20 protein-coding genes and 1 pseudogene are annotated in these 25903 nt (G+C 75.0%); 7 read left to right on the top strand and 14 right to left on the bottom strand.

Annotated elements, in window-relative coordinates; translation table 11 throughout:
* Nucleotides 1-13: 13 nt before the first annotated feature.
* Nucleotides 14-811, bottom strand: coding sequence for a helix-turn-helix domain-containing protein (locus J5O08_RS15010; protein ID WP_218707686.1), 798 nt, complete (start codon nucleotides 809-811; stop codon nucleotides 14-16).
* A gap of 62 nt (nucleotides 812-873) precedes the next feature.
* Between J5O08_RS15010 and J5O08_RS15005 the strand changes: the two genes are divergently transcribed.
* Nucleotides 874-1395, top strand: coding sequence for a glyoxalase/bleomycin resistance/extradiol dioxygenase family protein (locus J5O08_RS15005; RefSeq protein ID WP_218707685.1), 522 nt, complete (start codon nucleotides 874-876; stop codon nucleotides 1393-1395).
* 80 nt (nucleotides 1396-1475) lie between these two features.
* Nucleotides 1476-3113: a succinic semialdehyde dehydrogenase gene (locus J5O08_RS15000; protein WP_218707684.1), complete on the top strand. Its 1638-nt coding sequence runs from the start codon at nucleotides 1476-1478 to the stop codon at nucleotides 3111-3113.
* A 129-nt stretch (nucleotides 3114-3242) separates the two neighbouring features.
* Here the strand turns inward: J5O08_RS15000 and J5O08_RS14995 are convergent, their stop codons facing one another.
* From J5O08_RS14995 to J5O08_RS14980, 4 genes are all read right to left on the bottom strand, one after another.
* Nucleotides 3243-5018, bottom strand: a complete 1776-nt coding sequence (locus tag J5O08_RS14995; RefSeq protein WP_218707683.1) for a tetratricopeptide repeat-containing diguanylate cyclase — start codon at nucleotides 5016-5018, stop codon at nucleotides 3243-3245.
* 218 nt (nucleotides 5019-5236) lie between these two features.
* Entirely contained in the window at nucleotides 5237-6424 is a 1188-nt protein-coding gene (locus J5O08_RS14990) for an acetate/propionate family kinase (protein WP_218707682.1), read from the bottom strand.
* Entirely contained in the window at nucleotides 6421-8502 is a 2082-nt protein-coding gene (pta, locus tag J5O08_RS14985; RefSeq protein WP_218707681.1) for a phosphate acetyltransferase, read from the bottom strand. The genes J5O08_RS14990 and pta overlap by 4 nt, the downstream gene beginning before the upstream one ends.
* A 216-nt stretch (nucleotides 8503-8718) precedes the next feature.
* Nucleotides 8719-11208 (bottom strand): phosphoketolase, encoded by a 2490-nt coding sequence (locus J5O08_RS14980; protein ID WP_218707680.1) that lies wholly within the window; start codon nucleotides 11206-11208, stop codon nucleotides 8719-8721.
* A 284-nt stretch (nucleotides 11209-11492) separates the two neighbouring features.
* On the opposite strand from J5O08_RS14980, the gene J5O08_RS14975 reads away from it, so the two are divergent.
* Nucleotides 11493-12362, top strand: coding sequence for an SURF1 family protein (locus J5O08_RS14975; protein ID WP_308281646.1), 870 nt, complete (start codon nucleotides 11493-11495; stop codon nucleotides 12360-12362).
* A gap of 44 nt (nucleotides 12363-12406) precedes the next feature.
* On the opposite strand, the gene J5O08_RS14970 is transcribed toward J5O08_RS14975, so the two are convergent.
* The 4 genes from J5O08_RS14970 to J5O08_RS21365 form a co-directional block, all read right to left on the bottom strand.
* Nucleotides 12407-13147: a prevent-host-death protein gene (locus J5O08_RS14970; RefSeq protein WP_308281645.1), complete on the bottom strand. Its 741-nt coding sequence runs from the start codon at nucleotides 13145-13147 to the stop codon at nucleotides 12407-12409.
* 4 nt (nucleotides 13148-13151) lie between these two features.
* Nucleotides 13152-14171 carry a transcriptional regulator gene (locus J5O08_RS14965; RefSeq protein WP_218707678.1) on the bottom strand — a complete coding sequence of 340 codons (1020 nt, stop codon included), beginning with the start codon at nucleotides 14169-14171 and terminating at the stop codon, nucleotides 13152-13154.
* Between the two features lie 86 nt (nucleotides 14172-14257).
* A complete protein-coding gene (locus J5O08_RS14960) occupies nucleotides 14258-15991 on the bottom strand; it encodes an ABC transporter ATP-binding protein (RefSeq protein ID WP_218707677.1) in 1734 nt (577 codons plus the stop codon).
* A complete protein-coding gene (locus J5O08_RS21365) occupies nucleotides 15972-17894 on the bottom strand; it encodes an ABC transporter ATP-binding protein (protein ID WP_308281644.1) in 1923 nt (640 codons plus the stop codon). The genes J5O08_RS14960 and J5O08_RS21365 overlap by 20 nt, the downstream gene beginning before the upstream one ends.
* 149 nt (nucleotides 17895-18043) lie before the next feature.
* Between J5O08_RS21365 and J5O08_RS14950 the strand changes: the two genes are divergently transcribed.
* Nucleotides 18044-18451: a DUF3817 domain-containing protein gene (locus tag J5O08_RS14950; protein WP_218707675.1), complete on the top strand. Its 408-nt coding sequence runs from the start codon at nucleotides 18044-18046 to the stop codon at nucleotides 18449-18451.
* A gap of 12 nt (nucleotides 18452-18463) precedes the next feature.
* On the opposite strand, the gene J5O08_RS14945 is transcribed toward J5O08_RS14950, so the two are convergent.
* A complete protein-coding gene (locus J5O08_RS14945) occupies nucleotides 18464-19606 on the bottom strand; it encodes an acyltransferase (RefSeq protein WP_308281643.1) in 1143 nt (380 codons plus the stop codon).
* 235 nt (nucleotides 19607-19841) lie between these two features.
* On the opposite strand from J5O08_RS14945, the gene J5O08_RS14940 reads away from it, so the two are divergent.
* From J5O08_RS14940 to J5O08_RS14930, 3 genes are all read left to right on the top strand, one after another.
* Nucleotides 19842-20246, top strand: a complete 405-nt coding sequence (locus J5O08_RS14940; RefSeq protein ID WP_158374208.1) for a MerR family transcriptional regulator — start codon at nucleotides 19842-19844, stop codon at nucleotides 20244-20246.
* Nucleotides 20247-20321: 75 nt separating this feature from the next.
* Nucleotides 20322-21923, top strand: a complete 1602-nt coding sequence (gene guaA / locus J5O08_RS14935) for a glutamine-hydrolyzing GMP synthase (protein WP_218707673.1) — start codon at nucleotides 20322-20324, stop codon at nucleotides 21921-21923.
* A 315-nt stretch (nucleotides 21924-22238) separates the two neighbouring features.
* Nucleotides 22239-22742: an aromatic ring-opening dioxygenase LigA gene (locus tag J5O08_RS14930; RefSeq protein WP_255589984.1), complete on the top strand. Its 504-nt coding sequence runs from the start codon at nucleotides 22239-22241 to the stop codon at nucleotides 22740-22742.
* A gap of 296 nt (nucleotides 22743-23038) precedes the next feature.
* On the opposite strand, the gene J5O08_RS14925 is transcribed toward J5O08_RS14930, so the two are convergent.
* From J5O08_RS14925 to J5O08_RS14915, 4 genes and pseudogenes are all read right to left on the bottom strand, one after another.
* On the bottom strand, nucleotides 23039-23836 hold the full coding sequence (locus J5O08_RS14925) for a hypothetical protein (protein WP_255589983.1): 798 nt from the start codon (nucleotides 23834-23836) through the stop codon (nucleotides 23039-23041).
* A 6-nt stretch (nucleotides 23837-23842) separates the two neighbouring features.
* Nucleotides 23843-23986, bottom strand: a pseudogene (locus J5O08_RS21870) (type IV toxin-antitoxin system AbiEi family antitoxin domain-containing protein); the annotation flags it as partial.
* Between the two features lie 268 nt (nucleotides 23987-24254).
* Nucleotides 24255-25169 (bottom strand): hypothetical protein, encoded by a 915-nt coding sequence (locus J5O08_RS21075; protein WP_255589982.1) that lies wholly within the window; start codon nucleotides 25167-25169, stop codon nucleotides 24255-24257.
* A complete protein-coding gene (locus J5O08_RS14915) occupies nucleotides 25169-25798 on the bottom strand; it encodes a LiaF domain-containing protein (protein WP_218707671.1) in 630 nt (209 codons plus the stop codon). Before J5O08_RS14915 ends, J5O08_RS21075 begins: the two co-directional genes overlap by 1 nt.
* Nucleotides 25799-25903 lie beyond the last annotated feature (105 nt).

Here is a 25903-nt window from a genome sequence, read left to right as displayed (position 1 = left end):
CCCGGCGGCCGGCTCAGGCGGCCGCCGGGGCGTGCCGCCGCGTCCGTGCCGGGGTCTCGCCGACCACCGCCCGGTACCGGCGCGTGAAGTGCGCCTGGTCCGTGTACCCGAGGTCCGCCGCGAGGCCCGCGAGGTCGGTGCCGGGGTCGGCGAACAGCGTCGTCGCCGCGGCCTGCAGCCGCCGGCACTCGATCAGCCACTTCGGCGTCAGCCCGGTGTGCTGCCGGACGACCCTGCTGAGCGTGCGCGTCGTCGTCCCGAGCAGGTCGGCCAGGTCGGCGACCCGGAGGACGTCGGCGCGCTCCTCGGCGACCCGGCACGCGGCGTTCGCGAGCCGGCCGGCGTCGTCCACGCGCGCGGCGGCCGGGGCGAGCCAGGCGCGGAGCAGCGCGGCGACGGCGGCGTCGGCCGCGTGCGGGGCGCGCGCCATCGCGGCGGCGACGTCCGGCAGGGGCGCGTCCGGCAGCGGCTCCCACCGGCCGACCAGGCGGGCGGGCTCCGTCGCCGTGAGCACCCGCGCCGCGGCCGGCCGGAGCAGCACGCCGACCACCCACGACCGGCCGGCGAGGTCCTGCGTGGTGAGCACCCGGGACGGGCCGTGCAGGGTCGCGCCCGCCGGCTGGAGCACCGCGTTCGCGGCGGGGTAGGTGAGCACCCGCTGCGTCCGCACCTCGCCGGGCGGGACGTCCCAGCGCGCCACCCAGACGTGCCGGACGAGGTGGTCGAGCGCGGCCGGGGGCTCGGTGAGGACGAACCGTGAGAACGCGACCTCGGGGTCGCCCGGGTTCAGGTGCCCCGCCGACTCGACCACGCGTCGCCCTCCTGTCCCGTTCGTACAAGACCCGGCGGCCCGGTGCGGCCAGGCTCGACCCCATGACCGAGAGCACCGCACCCACGACCGCCACCACCCCCGCGACCGGCGCGCACACCACCGACGGGCTCCCGCACGGGATCACGTCGCTGACCCCGCACCTCGTCGTGCACCCGGCCGCCGAGGCCATCGGATTCTACGAGCGGGTGCTCGGCGCCCGGGTCGTGGACGTGTTCCGGATGGGCGACCTGGTCGGCGAGGCGTCGCTCGACCTCGGGAACGGCCGGTTCACGCTGGGCGACCCCATGCCCGCCTACGGCATCACCACCCCGGACCCCGACGCCGCGACGTACTCGCTCGCCGTGCACGTCCGGGACGTCGACGCCACCGTCGAGCGTGCCGTCGCCGCCGGCGCGACGCTGCGCGAGCCCGTGACGACGTTCGTGTCCGGCGACCGCTACGGCTCGATCACCGATCCGTTCGGCGTGCGGTGGACCGTGATGGCCCGGGTCGAGGACCTGTCGCCGGCGGAGTCGGCGCGCCGCGTGGCGGCGTGGGCGGCGGAGCAGGCGGCGCAGGGCTGACCCGTCGGGACGCGGCGTGACCGAGCGCGTCCGGGCGCCGGGTCCGGGACCCGTCCCGGCGCGGCGCGTAGCCTGGCCGCATGGTGCCCGAGCACGGCGTCCTCGACCCGGAGACCGACCCCCTGGCCACGTTCGTCCTGGAACCGGACGACCTGCGCGACCTCGCGGACCGGGTCGTGAGCTCGCCCGCCGCGGGGACCCGCACGCACCACGCGCCGTGGACCCGCGCGCCCCTCGCCACCCTCCCGCAGTCGACGCCGGACGACGTGGCGCGGGCGGCGCGCGCGGCGCGGGCGGTCCAGCGCCGGTGGGCGGCCGTCCCCGCCCGGGATCGCGCGCGGCTGCTGCTGCGCGTGCACGACCTGCTGCTCCAGCGGCAGAGCGACGTGCTCGACCTGGTCCAGCTCGAGAACGGCAAGGCGCGCGGCGCGGCGTACGAGGAGGTCGTCGACGTCGCGCTGCTCGCGCGGCACCTCGGCCGGACCGCGCCGCGGACGCTCGCGCCCGAGCGGCGCCCAGGGCTGGTGCCGGGGCTCACGTCGGTGCGCGTCGTGCACGACCCGGTCGGCGTCGTCGGCGTCGTCGCGCCGTGGAACTACCCGCTGAGCCTGACGCTCGGGGACGTGCTCCCGGCGCTCGCGGCCGGGGACGCGGTGCTGCTGCGGCCGGACCCGCAGACCCCGCTGACGGCGCTGTGGGCGGTGGAGCTGCTCGAGGACGCCGGGATGCCGCCGGGGCTGGTGCAGGTCGTGCTGGGCGACGGCCCGACGGTCGGGGCGGCCGTCGTGGACCACGTGGACCACGTCGTGTTCACCGGGTCGACGGAGACCGGCCGGGTCGTCGCCGCGCGGGCGGGGGAGCGGCTGGTGCCGAGCACGCTGGAGCTCGGCGGCAAGAACGGGATGTACGTCGCCGAGGACGCGGACGTCGAGGTCGCCGCCGAGGGTGCCGTGCGCGCCTGCTTCGGCGGCACGGGGCAGCTGTGCGTGTCCGTCGAGCGGCTGTACGTGCACCGGGACGTGTACGACGCGTTCGCCGCAGCGTTCGCGCGCAGGACGCGGGCGCTGCGCGTCGGCACCGGCCTGGACCACCGGTCGGACGTCGGATCGCTCACCTCGGCCGAGCAGCTGGCCCGTGTCGTCGAGCACGTGGAGGACGCGCTGTCCGGCGGCGCCCGCGTGCTCGCGGGTGGCGTGCACCGCACCGACCTCGGGCCGTACGTGTACGAGCCGACGGTCCTGGAGGGCGTCGGCCCGCACGCCCGGGCGTTCCGCGAGGAGACGTTCGGGCCGGTGGTGGCGCTGTCGCCGGTGGCCTCGGACGACGAGGCGGTGGCCGCGGTGAACGACTCGGCCTACGCCCTCAACGCGTCCGTGTGGACCCGGTCGACCCGGCGGGGTGCGGCGCTCGCGGCCCGGCTGCGCGCCGGCACCGTGAACGTCAACGACGGCTACCAGGCCGCCTGGGGCTCGGTGGCGGCGCCGCAGGGCGGCCGCGGGGCGTCGGGCTGGGGGCACCGGCACGGCCGCGAGGGGCTGCTGGCGCTGACCGCGACCCGGACGGTCGTCGTGCAACGGGGCGTGCACGGCGTGCGCGTCGCACGCCGCACCGTCGTGCCGCCGCTCGGGCCGGGCCGGCTGCTGGCGGGCGACCCGGAGCGCTGGACCGCGACGGTCACCGCCGCGCTCCGCGCAGCGAGGGCGGCCCGCCTGCGCTGACCCCTGCGCGCGCTGCGCTCCGCACCGCACCGCGCGCCCGGCGCCGAGTCTCCACTTTCGCACTGCGCGCGCGGCGACCACGACAGTCGCGGGACGGAGACTCGGCGAGATCCGGCGCGGGAGCGGGCGTCAGCTCGGCTGGCAGGCGGCGGCCGTGCCGGCCGACGGGGTGCGCGGCCCGCTGGCCGCGCGCGGGTCGCCGCCCGTGCGCGGGACCGGCACGGGGAGCGCCGCGGGCGTGGACGGCGTGCCGTCGAACACGACCCGGTTCCGCCCCTCGCGCTTCGCGCGGTAGAGCGCCGCGTCCGCCCGGGACACCAGGGTGTCGCGCGCCTCGCCGTCCGCGGCCATCGCGCCCCCGAAGCTCACCGTGACCCGCAGGCCCGGCGACAGCTCGTGCCACGGGTAGCCGGCGATCGTCGCGCGGATCCGCTCGCAGACGGCCAGCGCCTGCTCGTGCGGCGAGTCGAGGAGCACGAGCGTGAACTCCTCGCCGCCGATGCGCGCCGTGGCGTCGCCGACCCGGACGGCGCTGGTCATGATCTGCGCGACGCGGCGGAGCACCTCGTCGCCGACGGGGTGCGAGTGCTCGTCGTTGACGGCCTTGAACAGGTCGATGTCCGCCACCACGTAGGCCAGCTCGGCCTCCCGCCCGAGCCGCGCGGCGAGGACCGCGTCGAGGCCGCGGCGGTTCAGCAGGCCGGTGAGCGGGTCGTGCGCAGCGTCGTGCTGCAGCGTCTCGTTGAGCGCGGTGAGCTCGGCGGCGCGCTTGCGGGCCTGGTCGCGCGCCTGCCGGACCCGCTCGACGTCCAGCTGGGCGTTGACCACGATGCCGCGGCGCTCGGCGGCCTGGTCGCGCTGGGCCATGACCGCCTCGTGGTACCGGCGGTGGGTCTCCAGGGCCTGGCGCAGGTCGCCCGCGTCCTCGTGCACCTGGACGAGCTCGAGCAGCACGTCGGCGCGCTCCATCGGCCGCAGCGACTGCTCGGTCAGCAGCAGCCCCTCGGCCAGGGTGGCGACGGCGCCGGCGTGGTCGCCGCGCAGCCGGCGCAGCCGCCCGAGGGCCGCGTGGTACCGGATCGTCAGGTAGCGGGCCGCGACGCGGGGCAGCGCCGCCTCGGCCTCGGCCAGCGCGGTCGTGGCGGCGTCCAGGTCACCGCCGGCCATGTGCGCGCGGGCCAGGCGCACCTGGGCCTCGACGGCCATGCGCGGGTTGCCCGAGTCGCCACCGTCGGCGTCCGGGACGCCGCGCGCCGCCTCGAGCCCGCGCAGCGCGAGCTGCACCGCGCGCGCGGCGAGCGCCCGCGCGCGGACGGGGTCGGAGGAGCGCAGGGCCTCGCTCTCGTCGGTGTCGAGCTTGGCCAGACCCGACAGGGTGGCGCACGTGCCGTCCGGGCGGTCCAGCTCGGGCCACAGCCGCGCGGCCTCGTCGAGCAGCTCGCGGGCCTTCTCCGGGAACCGGCCCATCGAGATGTAGGTGTCGGCGAGGTTGTTCAGCGCCGCGGCGAGGCCCTCGGTGTCGTGGAGCTCGCGCCGGATCGCGAGCGACCGGTCCAGCAGCTCCAGGGCCGACAGGTTGTCGCCGAAGCCGTTGTAGACGGCCGCGAGCCCCTGCAGCAGCCGGCCCTCCCACGCGCGCATCCCGTGGGTCGTCGCGAGCTCGAGCGCGTGCTCGATGGCCCGCAGCGCCAGCGGGTCCTCGCCGAGCAGGTGGTGGGCCCAGCCGCCGTTGTACTCGAGCTCGATCTCGACGGCCACAGCGCCCTCCGCGCGGGCCTCGTCGAGCAGCGCGGGCAGGGCCGCGACGCACAGGGCGGGGGCCGCGTCGCACAGCCGGTCGACGCGCGCCAGCTCCGAGCGCCAGTAGGACTCGCGGTCCTCGGCGGTGGCTCGGGCATGCGTCATGTTCGTCGTATCGGCGACGACCCCCGAGGGCTGGAGCGGTCGTTCGGGTGAAGTCCGCGGGGCGGACAGGTGACGTCCGGCGGGCGGGAAGGTGACGCGGCAGGGACCGAACGGGTGACGTGTCAGGGACGACGCGGCCCGCCCGCCCCGGAGACGCCGAGGGCCCGCCCCGGACGTGCCGGGGGCGGGCCCTGTCGTGCGGCGCGGGCCGCGCGGCGTCAGGCGATCGCCGCGACCGACTGCCGGGCGATCTCGAGCTCCTCGTTCGTCGGGATCACCAGCACGGTGACCTCGGCGCCCTCGGGGGAGATGACCTTCGGCTCCTTGATCCGGCCGGCGTTGCGCTCCGGGTCGACCTGGATGCCGAGGCGCTCCAGGCCCGCCAGGGCGTTGAGCCGGACGATGTCGTCGTTCTCGCCGATGCCCGCGGTGAACGTGATGACGTCGACGCGGCCGAGCTCGGCGTAGTACTTGCCGACGTAGCCCTTGATGCGGTGGTAGTAGACGTCGAGGGCGGTCTTGACCCGCTCGTCGCCCGCGGCCACGGCGTCGTGCACGTCGCGCATGTCGGTGTAGCCGGACAGGCCGAGCATGCCGGACTTCCGGTTGAGCAGCTCGTCCAGCTGGTCGATGGTGTAGCCGCCGACCCGAGCGAGGTGGAACAGCACGGCCGGGTCGATGTCGCCGGACCGGGTGCCCATGACCAGGCCCTCGAGCGGGGTCAGGCCCATCGAGGTGTCGATGCACGCGCCGCCGCGGACGGCCGACGCCGAGGCGCCGTTGCCGAGGTGCAGGACGATGGTGTTGAGCTCCTCGAGCGGCTTGCCGAGGAACTCCGCGGTCGCGCGGGAGACGTACAGGTGCGAGGTGCCGTGCGCGCCGTACCGGCGGATCTTGTACTGCTTCGCGACCTCCTGGTCGATCGCGTAGGTGTACGCGGCCGGCGGCATGGTGCGGTGGAACGCGGTGTCGAAGACGGCCACGTGCGGGATGTTCGGGAACGCGTGCCGCGCGGCCTGGATGCCCGCGACGTTCGCCGGGTTGTGCAGCGGCGCGAGCGGGGAGAGCTCGTCGATCTGCGCGAGGACGGCGTCGTCGATGACGGCAGGGCCGTCGAAGACGTCGCCGCCCTGGACGACGCGGTGGCCGACGGCGGTGAGGTCCTCCTCGCGGAGCTGCGGGCCCTGCTCCTCGAACAGGCCGAGGACGAGGCGCATGCCGGTCTCGTGGTCCGGGACGGGCTGCTCGAGCACGGTCGCCCCGTTCGGGCCCTCGTGCTTGACCTTGCCGACCTCGAGGCCGATGCGCTCGACGATGCCGGAGGCGAGCGCGTCGCCGGAGGTGGCGTCGACCAGCTGGTACTTGATGGACGAGGAGCCGGAGTTGATGACGAGGACGTGGTTCACTTCGAGCCTTCCGGGGTCGCGCCCATGGCCTGGGCCTGGATCGCCGTGATGGCGACGGTGTTGACGATGTCCTGCACCAGGGCGCCCCGGGACAGGTCGTTGACGGGCTTGCGCAGGCCCTGGAGCACCGGGCCGACGGCCACGGCGCCGGCGGAGCGCTGCACGGCCTTGTAGGTGTTGTTGCCGGTGTTGAGGTCCGGGAACACGAAGACGGTGGCGCGGCCGGCGACGGCGGAGTCGGGCATCTTGGTCTGGGCGACCGAGGCGTCGACGGCGGCGTCGTACTGGATCGGGCCCTCGACGCTCAGGTCGGGGCGGCGCTCGCGGACGAGCTCGGTGGCGGTGCGGACCTTGTCCACGTCGGCGCCCGAGCCGGACGAGCCGGTGGAGTAGGACAGCATCGCGATGCGCGGCTCGATGCCGAACTGCGCGGCGGTCTCGGCGGAGGAGATCGCGATGTCCGCGAGCTGCTCCGCCGTCGGGTCGGGGTTCACGGCGCAGTCGCCGTAGACCAGGACGCGGTCCTCGAGGCACATGAGGAACACCGAGGACACCACGGACGTGCCGGGGGTGGTCTTGATGATCTCGAAGGACGGCTTGATGGTGTGCGCCGTGGTGTGCGCCGCGCCGGAGACCATGCCGTCGGCGAGGCCGAGCTGCACCATCATCGTGCCGAAGTACGACACCGAGGACACGATCTCGCGCGCCCGCTCGACGGTCATGCCCTTGTGCTTGCGCAGCTCGGTGTACTCGGCGGCGAACCGCTCGAGCAGCTGGCCGGCCTTCGGGTCGATGACCTTCGCCGCCGACAGGTCCAGGCCGAGCTCGGTGGCGCGCGTCCGGATCGAGGTCTCGTCGCCGAGGATCGTCAGGTCGGCGACCTCGCGCTGCAGCAGGGTGGAGGCGGCGCGCAGGATGCGGTCGTCGCTGCCCTCGGGGAGGACGACGTGCTTGCGGTCGGACCGGGCCCGGTCGAGCAGCTCGTACTCGAACATGAGCGGCGTGACGACCTCGGGGGCCGGCACCTCGAGGGCGGCCAGGGCCTCCTCGGCGTCGGTGTGCTTCTCGAACAGCGCGAGGGCGGTGTCGACCTTGCGCTGCGAGTCGGCGGACAGCCTGCCGCGGGTGCCGGCGGCGGCGGACGCGGAGGCGAACGTGCCGAGGTCGGTGCGGATGATCGGCAGCCGGCTGCCGAGGCCGTCGACCAGGCGGGACACCGTCGCCGGCGGCTCGAAGCCGCCGTTGAGGATGATGCCGGACAGCGACGGGAAGCCGTCGGCGGCGTGCGCCATGAGCAGGCCGAGCAGGATGTCGGACCGGTCGCCGGGGACGATCACGACGACGCCGTCGGACAGCCGCTCCAGCAGGTGCTCGATCGACATGGCGCCGACCAGGACGTCGGTGGCCTCGCGGGGCAGCAGCTGGGCGTCGCCGCCGACCAGGGTCCCGTCGACCGACTCCATGAGCTGGCGGACGGTGGGGGCGACGAGGAACGGCTCCTCGGGCAGCGCCCACGCGGTCGCGCGGGTGGACAGCTCGGCGCGGATCGCGTCGAGGTTCTCCGGGTCGCACCGGTTGGCGACGATCGCGACGACCTGCGCGTGCCCGGCCTCGAGCTCGGCGGCGGCGACCTCGGCGACCTGGCGGACCTCCTCGGGGGAGCGGCCCTGGCCCTTGACGCACAGCAGGACCGGGGCGCCGAGGTTGGCGGCGATCCGGGCGTTGAAGCCGAGCTCGGCCGGGCCGGCGATGTCGGTGTAGTCGGTGCCGACCACGACGACCACGTCGCAGTCACGGGCGACCGCGTGGTACCGCTGCACGATCGTGGCGAGCGCGGCCTCGGGGTCGTGGTGCACGGCCTCGTAGGACGTGCCGATGCAGTCCTCGTAGGACAGGTCGACGCCGTCGTGGGCGAGCAGCAGCTCCAGCACGTAGTCGCGGGTCTCGGTGGAGCGCGCGATGGGCCGGAACACGCCGACCTTCTGCACGGTGCGGGTCAGCAGGTCGACCAGGCCGAGGGCGACGGTCGACTTGCCGGTGTCCCCCTCGGGGGACGTGACGTAGATGCTGCGGGCCACGGGTGGGCTTCTTCCTCGTCGGCTTGGGCCGGGGTCGCCGGCCGTCAGGTGGTGGGATGAATTCTGCCGGACGCACGCCGGTGAGTGGCGCCTCAGCCCGGGTGACGCGGGCCACCCGGGGTCCCTCCCGGCCGTCCGACGGCCGCCCCGTGTGACCTAGGTCCCAGAAGACCGATGGCCCGCACCGGGTGGTGCGGGCCATCGGCCACGTCGGGACTACTCGTTGTCGCCGCCCGTCGACAGCGTGGCGGTGGACTGCTGGGGGCCGCCCTCCTCGGTGCCGGTCTCGCCGGCGTCCGGCCACACCCAGTCGCGCACCTCGGGGAGGTCCTCCCCGTGCTTGCGGGTGTAGTCGTGGGCGCGGAGCCGCGCGTCGACCATGCGCTGCCGCAGGCCCGCGTACTTCGAGCCGAGCGACGGCACCTGGTCGATGACGTCGATCACCAGGTGGAACCGGTCCAGGTCGTTGAGCATGACCATGTCGAACGGCGTGGTGGTCGTGCCCTCCTCCTTGTACCCCCGCACGTGCAGGTTCTTGTGCCCCTTGCGGCGGTACGTCAGGCGGTGGATCAGCCACGGGTAGCCGTGGTACGCGAACACGATCGGCTTGTCCGTCGTGAACAGCGTGTTGAAGTCGCGGTCCGACAGGCCGTGCGGGTGCTCCCGCTCGTCCTGCAGCCGCATGAGGTCGACGACGTTGACCACGCGCACCTTGAGGTCCGGCAGCTCCTCGCGCAGGATGTGCGCCGCCGCCAGCACCTCCAGGGTCGGCACGTCGCCGGCGCAGCCGAGGACGACGTCCGGGTCCTCGCCCTCGACCTCGGTGCCCGCCCACTCCCAGATGCCCAGGCCGCGGGTGCAGTGCGCGACGGCCTCGTCCATCGACAGGAAGTTCGGCGCGGGCTGCTTGCCGGACACCACGACGTTGACGTACTGCCGGCTGCGCAGGCAGTGGTCGTACGTCGACAGCAGGGTGTTCGCGTCCGGCGGCAGGTACACCCGGACGATCTCGGCCTTCTTGTTGACCACGTGGTCGATGAAGCCCGGGTCCTGGTGGCTGAACCCGTTGTGGTCCTGACGCCACACGTGGCTGGACAGCAGGTAGTTCAGCGACGCGATCGGCCGGCGCCACGGGATGTGGTTGGTGACCTTGAGCCACTTCGCGTGCTGGTTGAACATCGAGTCGACGATGTGGATGAAGGCCTCGTAGCTGGTGATCAGGCCGTGGCGGCCCGTCAGCAGGTAGCCCTCGAGCCAGCCCTGGCACTGGTGCTCGGACAGCATCTCGACGACGCGGCCCATGCGGGCCAGGTGGTCGTCGACGTCGGTCGGCAGGTACTCGGCGTTCCACTGCTTGTTCGTCACGTCGAACACGGCCTGCAGGCGGTTGGACGCCGTCTCGTCAGGGCCGAAGATCCGGAAGTTGTCCGGGTTCCGCCGGATGACCTCGGTGAGGTACTTGCCGAGCTCGCGGGTGGCCTCGGAGATCGAGCCGCCGGGCACCGGCACCTCGACCGCGAAGTCGCGGAAGTCGGGCAGCCGCAGGTCCTTGAGCAGCAGGCCGCCGTTGGCGTGCGGGTTGTCGCTCATGCGGAGGGTGCCGCCGGGGGACAGGGCGGTGATGTCCGCCTTGACCGAGCCGTCCGCCTCGAACAGCTCCTCCGGGCGGTAGGACTGGAGCCAGCCCTCGAGGACCTGGAGGTGCTCGTCGGTGTCGCGGGCGCTGGCCAGCGGGACCTGGTGCGAGCGCCAGGAGTTCTCGACCTGCTTGTCGTCGATGACCGGCGGGCAGGTCCAGCCCTTGGGGGTCTTGAAGACGATCATCGGCCAGGCCGGGCGGGACTCGTCGCCCGCGGCGGCGCGCGCCTTGATCTCGGCGATCTCGTCCAGCACGACGTCGAGCAGCTCGGCGAACCGGGCGTGCACGGCCGCGTGGTCCTCGCCGTCGAAGCCGCCGACGAACAGGTGCGGCTTGTGGCCGTACCCGCGCATGAGGTCGAGGAGCTCGGACTCCGGGATCCGCGCCAGCACGGTCGGGTTCGCGATCTTGTACCCGTTGAGGTGCAGGATCGGCAGCACGACGCCGTCCTTGGCCGGGTCGATGAACTTGTTCGAGTGCCAGGACGTCGCCAGCGGGCCGGTCTCGGCCTCGCCGTCGCCGACGACCGCCGCGACCAGCAGGTCCGGGTTGTCGAACGCCGCGCCGTACGCGTGGGACAGCGCGTAGCCGAGCTCGCCGCCCTCGTGGATCGACCCGGGGGTCTCCGGGGCCACGTGCGACGGGATGCCGCCCGGGAAGGAGAACTGGCGGAACAGGCGGCGCACGCCCTCCTCGTCCGGCGTGATGTCCGAGTAGACCTCGGAGTACGTGCCGTCCAGGTAGGCGCTGGCGACCAGGCCCGGGCCGCCGTGGCCGGGGCCGGTCAGGTAGAGCGTCGACTGCTGGCGCTCCGCGATCACGCGGTTCAGGTGCGCGTACAGGAAGTTCAGACCCGGCGTCGTGCCCCAGTGACCGAGGAGCCGCGGCTTCACGTGGTCCTTGGTCAGCGGCTCGCGCAGCAGCGGGTTGGCCAGCAGGTAGATCTGCCCGACCGACAGGTAGTTGGCCGTCCGCCACCAGGCGTCGATCCGTCGGAGCGTCTCGTCCGACACCGGCTGGCCGGAACCGGCCCGCCAGGTCTCGGGCCTCGACGTCGTCGTAGTCATGCTCTCTCCCCGTTTCGCAGAACCACGGATGTGCCGTGGGCCCGGTCGAGCACCCCCCGCCGGGCCACACCAGCCTTGCGGCGCCTCGCGTCGCGAGCCGGGACGTCCGACCTAGGGGCGCCCCGTGGCCGCGCGAGGCGGCCGTCAACCATCCAACCCCATCCCCCTTCCGGGCGCACCAGGCCTGGGTCGCCGGGCGGCTGTGGGCCGCGTCACCTGCGACGAGGCGCCTCCGGGGCGGTCGCGGGGAACGCTCGCCCAGCCGCGCCGGGTACCGTGACGGGGTGCCCCCGACCCCGCCCGCGGAGCCGCCGCCGACGCTGTGGCGGGTCGCCCGCACGCCCCGGATGATCGGGCTGCTCGTGCTGTTCCTCGCCGTCGCCGCCGTCTGCGGGCGGCTCGGCGCCTGGCAGCTCGAGCGCGCGGAGGTGCGGGGCGCCGCCGCGCAGGCCGCGAAGCTCGCCGAGGTCGAGGCCCAGGAGCCCGTGCCGATCGCCGAGGTGCTGCTGCCGCAGACGACCTTCGAGGGCGCGCTGGTCGGGCGCCGCGTCGAGGTGACGGGCCAGTACGAGGCCGACGGGCAGCTGCTGGTGCGCGACCGCGCGCTGGACGGCCGGACGGGCTCGCTGGTGCTGACGCCCCTGCGGGTGGCGTCCGACGACCCGGCCGTCGACGGGGCCGTGCTGCCGGTGGTGCGCGGCTGGGTCGCGTCCGACGACCCCGCGGCGCCGGGACTCGAGGTGCCCTCCGGGACCGTGACGGTGACGGGGTACCTGCAGGCCTCCGAGGACTCCGGCGCCGAGCACGGGACGCAGGCCGCCGGGACGACCGACTCGATCTCGTCCGCCGAGCTGCTCGGCGTGTGGGGCGGGCCGATCTGGACCGGCTACGCCGTGCTGACCAGCTCGCAGCCCGCGCAGGACGTGACGATCGAGCTGCTGCCGCCGCCCACGCGGTCGGGGACCGGGCTCAACATCCAGAACCTCGGGTACGCCGCGCAGTGGTTCGTGTTCGGCGGGTTCGCGGTGTTCCTGTGGGTGCGGCTGCTCAAGGACGAGGTGCTGCGGCTGTCGGGGGCGTTCGACCCGGAGGAGGAGCCGGCGGCGGGGCGGCGGCCGGACGATCCTGCCGCTGACAGCTCGCGCCTGGCCTGAACTCGCCGCCCGGATCGATCGCGCACGAGCGCTCGGTGCCGCCCCTACCCGACAGTCGCGTCGAGGAGCAGCTCGGCCGCGAGATCGAGGTCGTCCCGTGTGAGGTCGCCCCCGGCCGTCGCGTGGATCCAGCGCAACGAGGCGTCGCGCCGACGGACGAGCCACAGGTCGACGTGCGTGGCGATGTCGGCGGCCATCTGGCGATCACAGCCCTCGATCTGGTCGAGCAGGCGGTCCCGCACCGCCGGATCGAGGGCAAGACGGACGACGTCCTGCAGGTCTGTCCCCTGCTTCGCGGCGGCCCGGTTCATGACCGCCTGCAGCTTCATCGCCACGAGCGGCCCGGGCTCGGCGACCGGCGTCGTGACGCGGACGGGCTCGCCGCCCCGGCTGTGCTGGACCTCGATCGTGACCGGGGTGGCGGTGTCGTCGGCCCACGCGTGCGACGAGGCGTGCAGCCGGTCACCAGGGTCGTCGCTCGGCTCGTCGATCTCGACCTGCCGGACCTCGAGGACGTCCACCTTCACCGGGCCGAACCGGGTGGGGAGCAGGACGGCAGCCGGCTGTTCGGCCTCAGCGCCCTCGCCCGCGCGGAGAACCTGCAGGTGCGGCGCGGGGCCGCGGAGCCGGTCCACCAGGTCCAGGTCGGTCGTCGCGCGGTAGGGCGACGACAGCCGGCACATGACGGCGAGCCCGCCGACGACCACCGGTGGACGGCCGATCAGCGCGGTCACATTGGCGACGGCCTGCACGACGCCGGCCATGCCGTCGCCGATGAAGGACACGGGCTCACCAGACACGAGGCCACCCCGCCGGTGTCCACGCGTCCAGGACCTCGTGGCCGCGCCCGCGGTCCTGCGCGAGGTCGAGGGCGACGAAGACCGGGTGGGCGAGCGGCCACGCGAAGGGGTTCGCCGCGGTGTCGACACGACGCGAGCAGACGGCGGGCACCGGGGCCACGCGCACCGCGCACGCCGCCCGTGCCGGCGACGACGCCACGCCGAGGAGCTGTTCGGCCCGTCGGACTACGGCTGCGTCCGGGACGTGGAACTCCAGGGGTTGGTCGGACCGCACCGCCACGGGGGCGTCGTAGGCGGCGGCCGCCGCGGACTCGGTGAGCGCCCAGCCGGGCGTCTGCTCCGGGGCGTCGAGCCCGAGGCGGAGCGGTCCGGTGATCCGTGCCGCCTGGCCGGCAGGGGGGAGCTCGGCCAGGTAGGTGCGGGTCGGACGCCAGCGCTCCGCCACCCTCCAGAACAGGTCGGTGCTGACCACGCGGTGCTCCTCGTCGACCAGGCCGTCCTGCCGAAGCCCTCTGAGCACGTCGGAGACCGTGCTCGGCGAGCGCCCGGTCTCACGGGCGAGCCGGCGCACCGGTGTTCCGGAGATCGGCGAGACGAGGAGGGCGGCTCCGATCTCGAGGCCTGCTGCACCCCCCAGAGGGTCCACACGGTCGGTCCGCGCGGAGAACGGGTCGACGTCCGCGTCGATCACGAGGTGCGGGGTGCGCAGCGAGATGTGGCCGCGGCCGTCGTAGTAGCCCGCGGTGCCCTCGATGAGCGTGCGGCGCGCGGCTGCGGTGATCCGGTCGGAGACCACCACGAGCATTCCGTCACGCCCGCCGACGTCGGCGAGCAGTCGTGACGCGACGAGCTCGTCGACGAGCGAGCGGTGCGCGACCCAGATCGGCGTGGACCCAGGGTCGAGAACGAGGTCGTGCCCGACGTCCCCCACGGTGTCGACCGTGCGGACATCGACGCCGAGGCCGCGGAGGGCCTCCGCGAGGTCGAGGACGGCTTTCTCGGATGCCACTCCCTCATCGTGGCCCGTGTTCGGTGTTCGGTCAATACCGAACACCGAACACGCGCGAGGTGTCGCCCGTGCGGACGGTCATCGCGCTACTCCCGCTGCCAGGAGTGCCAGAGCGAGGCGTAGTCCCCGCCGGCGGCGACCAGCTCGTCGTGCGGCCCGATCTCGCTGATCCGGCCCGCGTCGACGACGGCGACCCGGTCCGCGTCGTGGGCGGTGTGCAACCGGTGCGCGATCGCGACGACCGTGCGGCCCTCGAGCACGGCGGAGAGCGACCGCTCCAGGTGCCGGGCGGCGCGCGGGTCGAGGAGCGAGGTCGCCTCGTCGAGCACGAGGGTGTGCGGGTCGAGCAGCACGAGCCGGGCGAGGGCGATCTGCTGCGCCTGCGCCGGGGTCAGCGCGGTGCCGCCGGAGCCGACCGGCGTGGCGAGGCCCTCGGGCAGCGCCCGCACCCAGTCCCACGCGTCGACCGCGCGCAGCGCCCGCTCGAGCGCCGCGTCGTCGGCCTCGGGGTCGGCGAGCCGCAGGTTGTCCGCGAGCGGGCCGACGAAGACGTGGTGCTCCTGGGTGACCAGGGCGACGTGGCCGCGCAGCTCGTCCAGCGGCAGGTCGACCAGCGGCACCTCGCCCACGGTGACCGACCCGCCCGTGGGCGGGTGGATCCCGGCGAGCATCCGGCCGAGCGTCGACTTGCCCGCGCCGGACGGTCCGACGACCGCGAGCCGCTCGCCCGGGCGCAGGCCCAGGTCGATGCCGTGCAGCACGTCGTGGCCCTCGCGGTAGGCGTACCGGACCGCGCGGGCCGTCACGTCCGAGCCCGCCGGCCGCGCGTCGCGCGCGGTGCGGTCGGGGGCGACGTCGGCGACGCCGAGGATCCGGGCCAGCGAGGTCGCGCCGACCTGGATCTCGTCGAGCCAGAAGATGAGCTCGCCGATCGGGTGGATGATCTGCGTCGCGTAGAGCGCGATGGTCGTGACCGCGCCGATCGTGGCGTGGCCCGTCGAGATGAGGTACGCGCCCCAGGCGAGCACCGCGACGACCGGCAGCACGAACGACGTGTCGACGCCGGGGAACAGCACCGAGCGCAGGTTGAGCGTGGCGCTCTCGGCCGCGAACGCCTCGCGCAGGTCGGCGTCCACCCGGGCGCGGCGGCGCGCGCCGAGGCCCAGGGCGTCGACGGTGCGCGCGCCCTCGACGGACTCCGTGATGGTGCCGTTGAGCGTGGCGTACGCGGCGGACTCGCGCAGGTAGGCCGGGGCCGCGCGGCGCAGGTACCACCGCGTCACCGCCAGCAGCAGCGGCACGCCCGCGAGCAGGCCGATGGCGACCAGCGCGTTCGTGGCGAACGCGGCGACCAGCGTGAGCACGATCGTCGCGGCCGTGACCAGCAGGCGGGGCACGCCGAACCGGACTGTGTACTGGACGCGGTCGATGTCGGTGGTGGTGCGCGCGACGAGGTCGCCGGTGCCGGCGCGCTCGACCGTGGACAGCGGCAGGCGGGTCACCGTGGCGACGAACTCCTCGCGGAGCTCGGCGAACACCGACTCGCCGAGGACCATCGCGGCGCGCTGGGCGTACCGGATGAGCACGGTCTGGGCGAGCACGGCCACGACCAGGACGAGGACCGTCCGGTCGACGACCGACGTGGTGGTGCCGGAGACCACCGCGTCGACCAGGCGGCCGAGCAGCCACGGGCCGGCCAGGCCGGCGGTGGCGGCGAGCACGTGCAGCAGCACCACGACGCCGAGGCCGCGGCGGTGCCGGCGGAGCAGCGCGGCGGTGTGCCGGCGCAGCGCGGGGGCGTCAGCGACGGGCAGCTTCACGGCGGTCCTCCTCGTCGGTCGTGGCGGTGGTCGTGGTCGTGGCGTTCGCGTCGTCCGTGGACGTCCCGGCGCGCGGGTCCTCGGCGTGGTCGTCCTCCGCGCGGGACACCACCGCGCGGTAGGCAGCGCCGGTCGCGTCGCGCGCCGTGACGAGGTCGCGGTGCGTGCCGGTCGCGACGACCCGCCCGCCGGCGACCAGCGCCACCTCGTCGACGACGTCGAGCACCAGCGGGCTGGCGGTCACGACGACCGTCGTCGCGCCGCGGCGGGCGTCGGCGAGCCGGCGGGCGATCCGCGCCTCGGTGTGGGCGTCGACGGCGCTGGTCGGCTCGATCAGCACGAGCACCTCCGCGCCGGTGAGCAGAGCGCGGGCGAGGGCGACGCGCTGCCGCTGCCCGCCCGAGAGCGAGCGGCCCTTCTCCTCGACCTCGCCGTCCAGGCCGCCGGGCACCGAGTCGAGCACGTCGCCCGCGTCGGCGACGCGCATGGCCTCGAGCAGGGCCTCGCGGTCGGCGCCGCCGCGCACGTCGAGCTCGTCGGCCAGCAGGCCGGTGAACAGGTGCGGGGTCGACTCGGCGACCACGACGCGGTCCCGGACCTCGGCGAGGCCGAGCTCGGTGAGCAGGGCCCGACCCCAGCGGACGCGGGACAGCCCGGGGTCGGGCGCGGCCTCGCGCGCGTCGACCAGCGTCCCGTCCTGGCCGGAGTCGTCGAGGTCCTCGTCGTCCGCCCCGCCGTGCCGCGCCGGACCGAGCCGGCCCAGCCGCAGCGCGAGCCGCGCCGTCTCGTCCGGGTCGGCGCTCACCAGCGCGGTGATCCGGCCCGGCCGCACGACCAGCCCGCTGCCCTCGTCTACGAGCGGCTCGCCGGCGGCGGGCGACGGCGCCGGGGCCGCGGGGTCGTCGGAGCCCGCGACGCGCACGGACAGCACGCGGATGATCTTGCGCGCGCCGACCACCGCGCGGGTGACCACGCGGATCGCCTCGCTCGCGGTCCACAGCGGCTGGGTGAGGAACGCCGCGAAGCCGTAGAACGCGACGAGCTGGCCCGGCGTGATGTCGCCGCTGATCGCGAGCCGCGCCCCGGCCCACACGACCACCGCCAGGAACAGCCCGGGCAGCAGCGTCTGCAGCGCGTCGAGCAGCGACTGGGTCTGCGACACCCGCACGCCCGCGGCGCGCACCTGCTGCGACTGCGCCCGGTACCGGCCGGAGAACACGTCCTCGCCTCCGATGCCGCGCAGGATCCGCAGGCCGGAGACGGTGTCCGCGCCGAGGGTGGTGAGCCGCCCGGTCGCCTCGCGCTGCTCCGCCTGCCGCCGCTGCAGCGGGCGGACGAGCAGCGACAGCACCGCGACGACGACCGGCAGGCCCAGCAGCACCAGCAGGCCGAGCGGCACGGACGTGCTCAGCAGCACCGCGCCGAGCACCAGGTAGGCCGCGATGCCGCCGACCAGCCGGGGCAGGATCGCGTACACCTCGCCCATCCGGAGCGCGTCGGAGGCGACCGTCGCGACGACCTCGCCGGTCGGGAGCTCGTCGGTCACGGCGTCGCCGGTCCGGGTCACGTGGTGGCCGACCTGCTGCGAGGACGCGAACGCGGCGCGCAGCCAGTTCTCGACGTCGAGCCGGTGGCCCCACACGTTCGTGCCGACCTGCACCATGCCGAGCGCGAACACCCCGAGGCAGCCGAGCCACAGCGCGGCGCCCAGGCCGTCGTCGAGCCCGTCGTCGACGACGCGCCCGAGCTGCCACGGGAGCAGGGCGGCGGCCACGTTGCCGACGACGGCGACCGCGGTCGCGCCCGCGAGCACGCCGAGCTGCCGGCGCCCCTGCCAGAGCATGAGGCGCCAGGGGCCGGTCAGCGGCGGTCGGCCGGGGTCGGGCTGGGGGAGGGGTCGCACGTCGGTCAACGCTACGGGTGACCCCCGACACAGCGGCAAGCGTTTTGACCGGTGGACGCCGCCCCGGGGCGCCGCCGTCGGCCACGTCGCCCGCCGCGTGAGCGAGAATCGTCGGAGCGTCCCGCCCCCGCCCGAGGAGACCTGCTGCGATGACCGAGCCCACCGGCCAGCCCACGCCCGCCCCCGCCGCCGCTGCGGCGCGCCCGGCCCCCGTGCACCCGGCCGCGGCCGGCCGGCTGACGCGCTACCGCGTGATGGCGTTCGTCACGGGCACGATGCTGCTGGTGCTGTGCCTCGAGATGGTGCTCAAGTACGTGTTCCACGCCAACGGCATCGACCCGGCGACCGGGTCGCCGCTGCCGGTGCTGGGCACCTGGATCGCGATCGTGCACGGCTGGATCTACGTGGTGTACCTGTTCACGGTCGTGCAGCTGTGGTCGGCGATGCGCTGGTCGCTGGGCCGGCTCGTGACGATGGCGCTCGCGGGCGTCGTGCCGGTCATGTCGTTCATCCTCGAGCGCCGGGTGCACGCCGACGCGCAGGCCCGCCTGGGCTGAGCCGCCGCCGGGTCAGGCAGCGGCGGCCGCCGACCGGCGCGCGCGCCACCGGGCCACGGGGCGCTCGACCAGCCACCAGCTCGCGGTCGCCGCCAGCAGGGTCAGCCCGACGCCGAGCGCGATCCCGCCGAGGTCGTCGGGGTGCCCGAGCCAGCGCACGACCGCGCCGTTCCAGAGGTACGCCGCGTACGACACCGTGCCGAGCGCGACCGAGGGCCGGAGCCAGCGCGACGGCAGCGTCCGCCAGCCCCCGACGTAGCTGATCAGCACGACGGTGGCGACGGCCACCGCGGGGACGCCCAGCAGGTACCAGGCGGTGTGCCCGGCCAGCCCGGTGAGCAGCGTGCCGCCGAGCAGCGCCACCACGATCCCGGCCTGCACCGCCCGACGGGCGCGGACCGTCTGCGGCAGCCGGGCGGCCAGCGCGGTGCGCCCCAGGTACCCCGCGCAGCCGATGAGCAGCGCCGCCCCCCACGAGGTCGGCAGGGCGTACACCCGGGCCACGTCCGGCACGACGAGCAGGAGCGTCACCATGCAGGCGGCCAGCGCCGCGGCGACGGCGACGCCGGTGGTGGCGCGCAGCCACCCGCGCCGCCACGCCCAGGCCAGCACCAGGGGCCACACGAGGTAGAACTGCTCCTCCGCGGCGAGGGTCCAGAAGTGGTAGACCGACTCGCTGCCGTGCGGCAGGCCCGGGATGTTGATCGTGTACGTCAGCGCGGCGACCAGGGTCTCCGGCACCAGGTGCGCCTGGCCGAGCAGGTCGAACGCGCCCTCGACGACGACGTAGCCCGCGAGCATCAGCAGCAGCGGCGGGTAGAGCCGGAGCAGGCGGTGGCCGTAGAACCGGCCGAACCGGATCCGCCCGCCGCGGTCGAGGTCGCGCATCAGGACGCCGGTGATGAGCCAGCCCGACAGGGCGAAGAACACCGTGACGCCCAGGACGCCGGCGGCGCCGAACACGTCGGGCGCGGCGTGGTTCAGCAGCACCAGGCCGACCGCCAGGCCGCGGAGCGCGTCGAGGCCGGGCAGCCGCGCGGGCCGGGCGGGGGTGCCCGGGGCGGGGGAGCCGGGCACCGGCGACGCCAGGCCCGTGCCGGGCAGGCCGGTGCCGGTGGTCGTCGTCGGCGCGGTCGCCGGTGCGTCATCCCTCACGTAACGGAAGGTATGTCCGCTTTGCGAGGTTTGAGAAGGGCGCTGCGCCGTGCGGGCGAGGTCCCGCACCGGATCTTCACACCGTGACCCGACGCTCACGTGACAGGAGGGTGGGGGCGCGCGTCCGGGTCGCGACGCCCGGCGGCGCCGGGACGTCGGTCCGGCCGGCGCCGACCCCGCGTGGCTATGCTGACGCCGCCCGGTGCGGAAGGAGGTGGCCGTGAGCCTGCACCACATGCAGATCGGCGAGGTCGCCGAGCGCACCGGCCTGTCGCTGCGGACCATCCGGTACTACGGGGAGGTCGGCCTGGTCCGGCCCTCGGCCCGCACGCACGGCGGCTTCCGCCTCTACACCGAGCCCGACATCGCACGGCTGGAGCTGATCAAGCGCATGAAGCCGCTCGACTTCTCCCTCGACGAGATGGGCGACCTGCTCGGCGTGCTCGACCGGATCAACGAGCCGGGCATCGACGCCGAGGAGCACGAGGCCCTGCTGGAGCGCCTGCGGATGTACCGGCTGGCCGCGGAGGAGCGGTCCCGGGCGCTGCGCGAGCAGCTCGCCGTCGCCGAGGACTTCCACGAGAGCCTCCGCAAGGAGATCAGCCGGCAGCGCCGGATCGGTGAGCGCTCCGGCTCCTGAGGCGGCCGCCCCGCGGGGTCGCCGGGGCGTCCCGGCGCGTCCCGGGCTGTCGGCGGGGCGCACTACCCTGGTGGGGTGACCGACGCTCCCGACACGCCCGCGCCGCCGCCCACCGACTCGCCCCGTCCCGTCCTCGTCGTCGACTTCGGCGCGCAGTACGCGCAGCTCATCGCGCGCCGCGTCCGCGAGGCGAGCGTCTACTCCGAGATCGTGCCGCACACGGCCTCGGTGCAGGACATGCTGGCCAAGGACCCGTCGGCGATCATCCTGTCCGGCGGACCCTCCTCGGTGTACGCCGAGGGCGCCCCGTTCGTCGACCCGGCCCTGTTCGAGGCCGGCGTCCCGGTGCTCGGCATCTGCTACGGCTTCCAGGCGATGGCCAAGGCCCTCGGCGGCGAGGTCGCCCAGACCGGCAACCGCGAGTACGGCGGCACCCCGGTCGAGGTCGTCGCGAACGGCACCGTCCTCGCGGACAGCCCCGAGCAGCAGACCGTCTGGATGAGCCACGGCGACGCCGTGCACGCCGCGCCCGAGGGCTTCGAGGTGCTCGCGACGTCGGCCGGCTCCCCGGTCGCCGCGTTCGAGGACCGCGGCCGCCGGCTGTTCGGCGTGCAGTGGCACCCCGAGGTCAAGCACTCGCCGCTCGGCCAGCGCACGCTCGAGCACTTCCTCTACGAGGGCGCCGGCCTGGCGCCCGACTGGAACCCGGGCAACGTGATCGCCGACCAGGTCGAGCGGATCCGCGCCCAGGTCGGCAGCGCCCGCGTCATCTGCGGCCTGTCCGGCGGCGTCGACTCGTCGGTCGCGGCGGCGCTCGTGCAGAAGGCCGTCGGCGACCAGCTCACCTGCGTGTTCGTCGACCACGGCCTGCTGCGCACCGGCGAGGCCGAGCAGGTCGAGCAGGACTTCGTCGCGTCCACCGGCGTCAACCTGAAGGTCGTCGACGCGCGCGAGCGGTTCCTGCAGGCGCTCGCGGGCCACACCGACCCCGAGACCAAGCGCAAGATCATCGGCCGCGAGTTCATCCGCGTGTTCGAGGACGCCGCGCGCGAGGTCGTCGAGGAGGCCGGCGCCCACGGCGACGAGGTCAAGTTCCTCGTCCAGGGCACCCTGTACCCGGACGTCGTCGAGTCCGGCGGCGGCGAGGGCGCGGCCAACATCAAGAGCCACCACAACGTCGGCGGCCTGCCGGACGACCTGCAGTTCGAGCTGGTCGAGCCGCTGCGCGCCCTGTTCAAGGACGAGGTCCGCGCCGTCGGGCTCGAGCTCGGCGTGCCGGAGGCGATCGTCTGGCGCCAGCCGTTCCCGGGCCCCGGCCTGGGCATCCGGATCATCGGCGAGGTCACCCAGGAGCGGCTCGACGTCCTCCGTGCCGCGGACGTCATCGCCCGCGAGGAGCTCACCCGCGCCGGCCTGGACCGCGACATCTGGCAGTGCCCCGTCGTGCTGCTCGCCGACGTGCGCTCCGTGGGCGTGCAGGGCGACGGCCGCACCTACGGCCACCCCGTCGTGCTGCGTCCCGTGTCCTCCGAGGACGCCATGACCGCCGACTGGACCCGCCTGCCGTACGACGTGCTGGCGACGATCTCCACCCGCATCACCAACGAGGTCCCCGAGGTCAACCGCGTGGTGCTCGACGTCACGAGCAAGCCGCCGGGCACCATCGAGTGGGAGTGAGCTGACGTGCCACGGCCCGGTGCCCCGACAGGGGTGCCGGGCCGTCGTGCGTCTGCCGTTCACTCGGCGCGGATGGGCCCTCGACCAGGACGTATGTCCTAGGCTGACGAGGTGTTAGAGGGGGGACCTAAGGCCCGACCTGCGAAAATCCGGCCTTTGTGCGCCGCTTCACAAGCCCGGATGATGGCTGTCTCGTGACCTTGGTCCCACGGCGCGGCTGACGGGGGAGACAGGCTCTTCCACGTGGGGCTCACAGGTTCCACCGGGTCGACCGACGGTCGTCCCGCACCGGGGGTATCGGAAGGGAACACGACCATGGCAACCGTGGCAGCGACGGGCGGCTCGAAGGCTGCTCGCGTCATCGGCATCATCACGGCGATCGCCGGCATCGTCCTCATCATCGCCGGCGGCGTCACCTGGGGCTCCGTCTCCAGCCACCTCGCCGACGAGAACATCACCGTCTCGGAGGACGCGGCCGCGTTCGGCGGCCAGGCCGTCACCAGCCCGTGGACGGCGTTCGCGCAGGCCGACATCATCCAGCACCACGCCCTCGAGGCCACCGGCGGCAAGTCCTACGCCGAGCTCGACCAGGACGACCCGCTGCGCGACGTCGCGATGAACGCGTCCTTCCTGCGGGCCTCGCTGTTCACCTCGGTCGTGGCCTTCGGAGTCGCCGCCCTGGTCATGGGCCTCGGCGTGATGTTCATCCTCATCGGCTGGGCGCTGTTCGCCCTCGCCGGCCGCAAGGCCGTGGCGACCACGGACACCACCCGCCCCACTGGCACCGTGCCGGGCGTGGAGGAGAACGTGCGGGCCTGACACCCGCGCACCGCACGGCCGAGGGCCGGGACCCCGAGGGGGTCCCGGCCCTCGGCCGTCCTCGGGCGCGCGCCCGCCGCGCGCCCGGCGCGCGCCGCGCGGCACCTGCCGCCGAGCGAGTAGTCGACACGTCGAGCGAGTAGTCGCTGACTACCCGCTCGACGTGTCGGGTGCCCGCTCGGCGCGTGACGCAAGCGCGCGGCGTGACCGTGCGGTGGGGCCGGCATGGCGCCGGCCGGGCTGAGGTGGCGCCGGCGGGTCGGCGCGGCCGAGCGCGGTGCCGCGCCGGCCGTGCGTCAGGGGGCGGGGCGGACCCCGGCGGTCGCGAGCACGCGCGCCAGGCGGCCAGGGTCGAGGGCGTCGCGCCACGTCCAACGGACGACCCGCAGGCCCGTGGCGCGGATCCGGTCCTCCCGGCGTTTCTCCGCCCACACCCTGTCCTCGACGGCGGCGCTGTCACCGACCCCGTCCACGCGGTACTTCAGCCGGCCGTCGAACTCGCCGACGACTCCGAGCTCCTCCCAGAGGAAGTCGACGCGACCGACGAGCCCGCTGCTGTCGCGCACCTCGCGCTGCAGCGCAGCCCGCGGCAGGTCGAGCTCGATCATCCGTGCACGACTCAGCGACTCCCCGGGCGACTCGGCACCGGCGTCCGCCTCGGCCAGCACCCGGCGGGCCGCGCGGACCCCGCGCCCGCTCCCCGCGGCGGCGAGCTCCCGGGCAAGGTCGTCCAGGTCGACCCGGTGCCGGTGCAGAGCGTCGTCGGCCAGTGCGAGCCCGCGCGCGAAGGACCCTGTCCGGGACAGGTCGACGACGGTGCGGGCGAGCGACGTGACGGTCACGCCGTCGACGGCGCGCACATCCGGGAGGGTGGTCACTCGGTGTCGCCGCACGCCGCGGGTCGAAGGAGTGCCCCGCGCGTCCAGGATCAGGACCTGCACGTCCGACGGCCATCCCTCGAGCAGAGGGAGCCGCCAGATCGCGGCGGCCGACTCGTACCCGAACACGGGTGCTGCGAGGCTGCGGGCCGCGGCGCGGACGAGGAGGCGGTGACGCTCGGCCCGGTCGGCGGACTCCCAGGTCGTGGTGGGCACGTATGCGCCGTGCCGGACGCGCACGAACGCACCTGCTCGCACGGCGCGGCGGAGGTCCTCCCCTGCCAGTCCGCTCGCGCGCACGTCGTCGGCGGTGACGGGGGCGAGGGCAGCTGCGCGCGGTTCTGCGAGTGCCCTGGCGCTGCCCATGCCTCCACCCTGCCGGACGGCACCTGCGGCGCGGCGGTCGTCCACAGGCCGATCTCGCGCCCCGGTCTCGGAGGCTCAGCGCGCCCCGGAACCACCCGACGCCGAGCGAGCAGTCGGGGCGGGGGGGGGGGGGGGGGGGGGGGGGGGGGGGGCGGGGGGGGGGGGGGGGGCGTCGAGCGAGTACTCGCGGAGTACTCGCTCGACGCGTCGACTGCTCGGTGGGCGGTGCGCCGGCGTCGCGGGCGGTGCGCCGGCTGCGACGCCGGGGTCAGCGGGCGGCGCGCTGCTCGCGGCGCTTGCGGCGGCCCGCGGTCAGGAGCGAGCCGACCAGGAGGGCGACGCCCGCCGCGGCCAGCAGCACGATGAGCGCGAGCTGCAGGTCGATGCTGACGCCCGCCGCGACGGCGAGCACCAGGATGCCGACCGCCGCGACGATCAGGCCCCACACCACGGTGCCTGCCCGCGGGCCGCGGTCCTCGGGCTCCGGCACGGGGGCCGGGGCCGGCGTCGCCGGGGTGCCGTACGCGGGGGCGCCGTATGCCGCGCCCCCGCCCGCGGGTGCGCCGTACGCCGGCGTGCCCGGGGAGCCGTACGGGGACGGGCCGGTCGACGGGCCGGTGGCCGGGGCTGCCGCCCAGGACGACTGCCGCACCGGTGGCGCGGGCGCCAGCGGTGCACCGGTCGCGGTCGGTTCGTCGTCGGCCGGGGCGGTCCCTGCGACGGTGTCGAGGCGCGCGGTCTCGCCCACGGCGTCGATCCGCTGCGTCGCGTCGTGGGTCGCGACGCCCGCCGTGTCGTCGGTCCGACGGCCGGCGTCGTGCGTCTCGATGACCGCCGTGTCGCCCGCCGCGTCGATCCGCTGGGTGGCGTCGTGCGTCTCGATGACCGCCGTGTCGCCGGCCGCGTCGATCCGCTGGGTGGCGTCGTGCGTCTCGATCACCGCGGTGTCGTCCGCCGCGTCGGTCCGACGCCCGGCGTCCTGCGTGTCGATCACCGCGGTGTCGCCGACGGCGTCGATCTGCTGGGTGGCGTCGTCCGCGTCCTCGGCGGCCGCAGCCGCGTCGACCCGGTCGATCTGCTCGGTGGCGTCGTCGGGTGCCTCCGCGTCGGTGCGCGCGATGCGCTCGGTGACGGGCTCGTCCGCGCCGTCGGGACGTGGGGCCTCGGGGCCGGTGCTGGTCATCAGTCCTCCTCGATGGTGATGCTGCCGACGCCGACCTCGACCGTGAGCTCGATCTCGGCGCCCTCGCGGCCCGACATGGCCTCGCTGGTGAAGGTGCGGTCGTGGCCGACGCCGTCGCTGCGCTCGTTCTTGCCGTCGACCTTCCAGGTGACGTTGCCCGCGCCGGAACTGACGTCCGCGACGACCGCGGCGCCCTCGGGGACGATGACCGTCACGTCGCCGAGACCGCCGCTGATCGGCACGGTCAGGGTGTCGTCGGTGAGCGGGACCCCGGTGAGGTCGACCGTGGCGTCGCCGACGCCGAACGAGTAGCCGCGCTCGGCCACGGCCCGGGAGGTCACGGCGGTGTCGATGCTCTGCACCGGCCCGCTGCCGTTGTCCCAGCGGTCCCAGTCGCCCCAGCGGGCGTCGTCCGCGACGGCCGCGGGGCCGGCGACGACGATGCCGACGATCGCCAGCGCGGTCAGGCCGCCCGCGGTGCGACCGCGGAGCCCGGAGACGATGATCGCCAGGCCGACGAGGGCCAGGCCACCGCCGACGACCACGGCCGCGATCGGGCCGTCGTAGACCCCCGTGCGCTCGGCGGCGAGCAGACCGGCCAGGCCGATGAGGATGAGCGCGACGACCACGCCGGTGACGGCGGCGCCGGGGCCACGGCGCGGGGGTCGCGGCGGGCGCGGAGGCGTGGGCGGCGCCGGGGGCGGCGGCGTCCAGCCGCGGCTCGGGGGGGCGGG

Origin of the sequence: Cellulomonas sp. PS-H5 (genome assembly GCF_019265565.1) — a bacterium.
In the GTDB taxonomy this organism is placed as follows: Bacteria; Actinomycetota; Actinomycetes; order Actinomycetales; family Cellulomonadaceae; genus Cellulomonas.
Note: the sequence above shows the minus strand (reverse complement) of the source record. Positions and strands in the feature narration are given on the sequence as shown.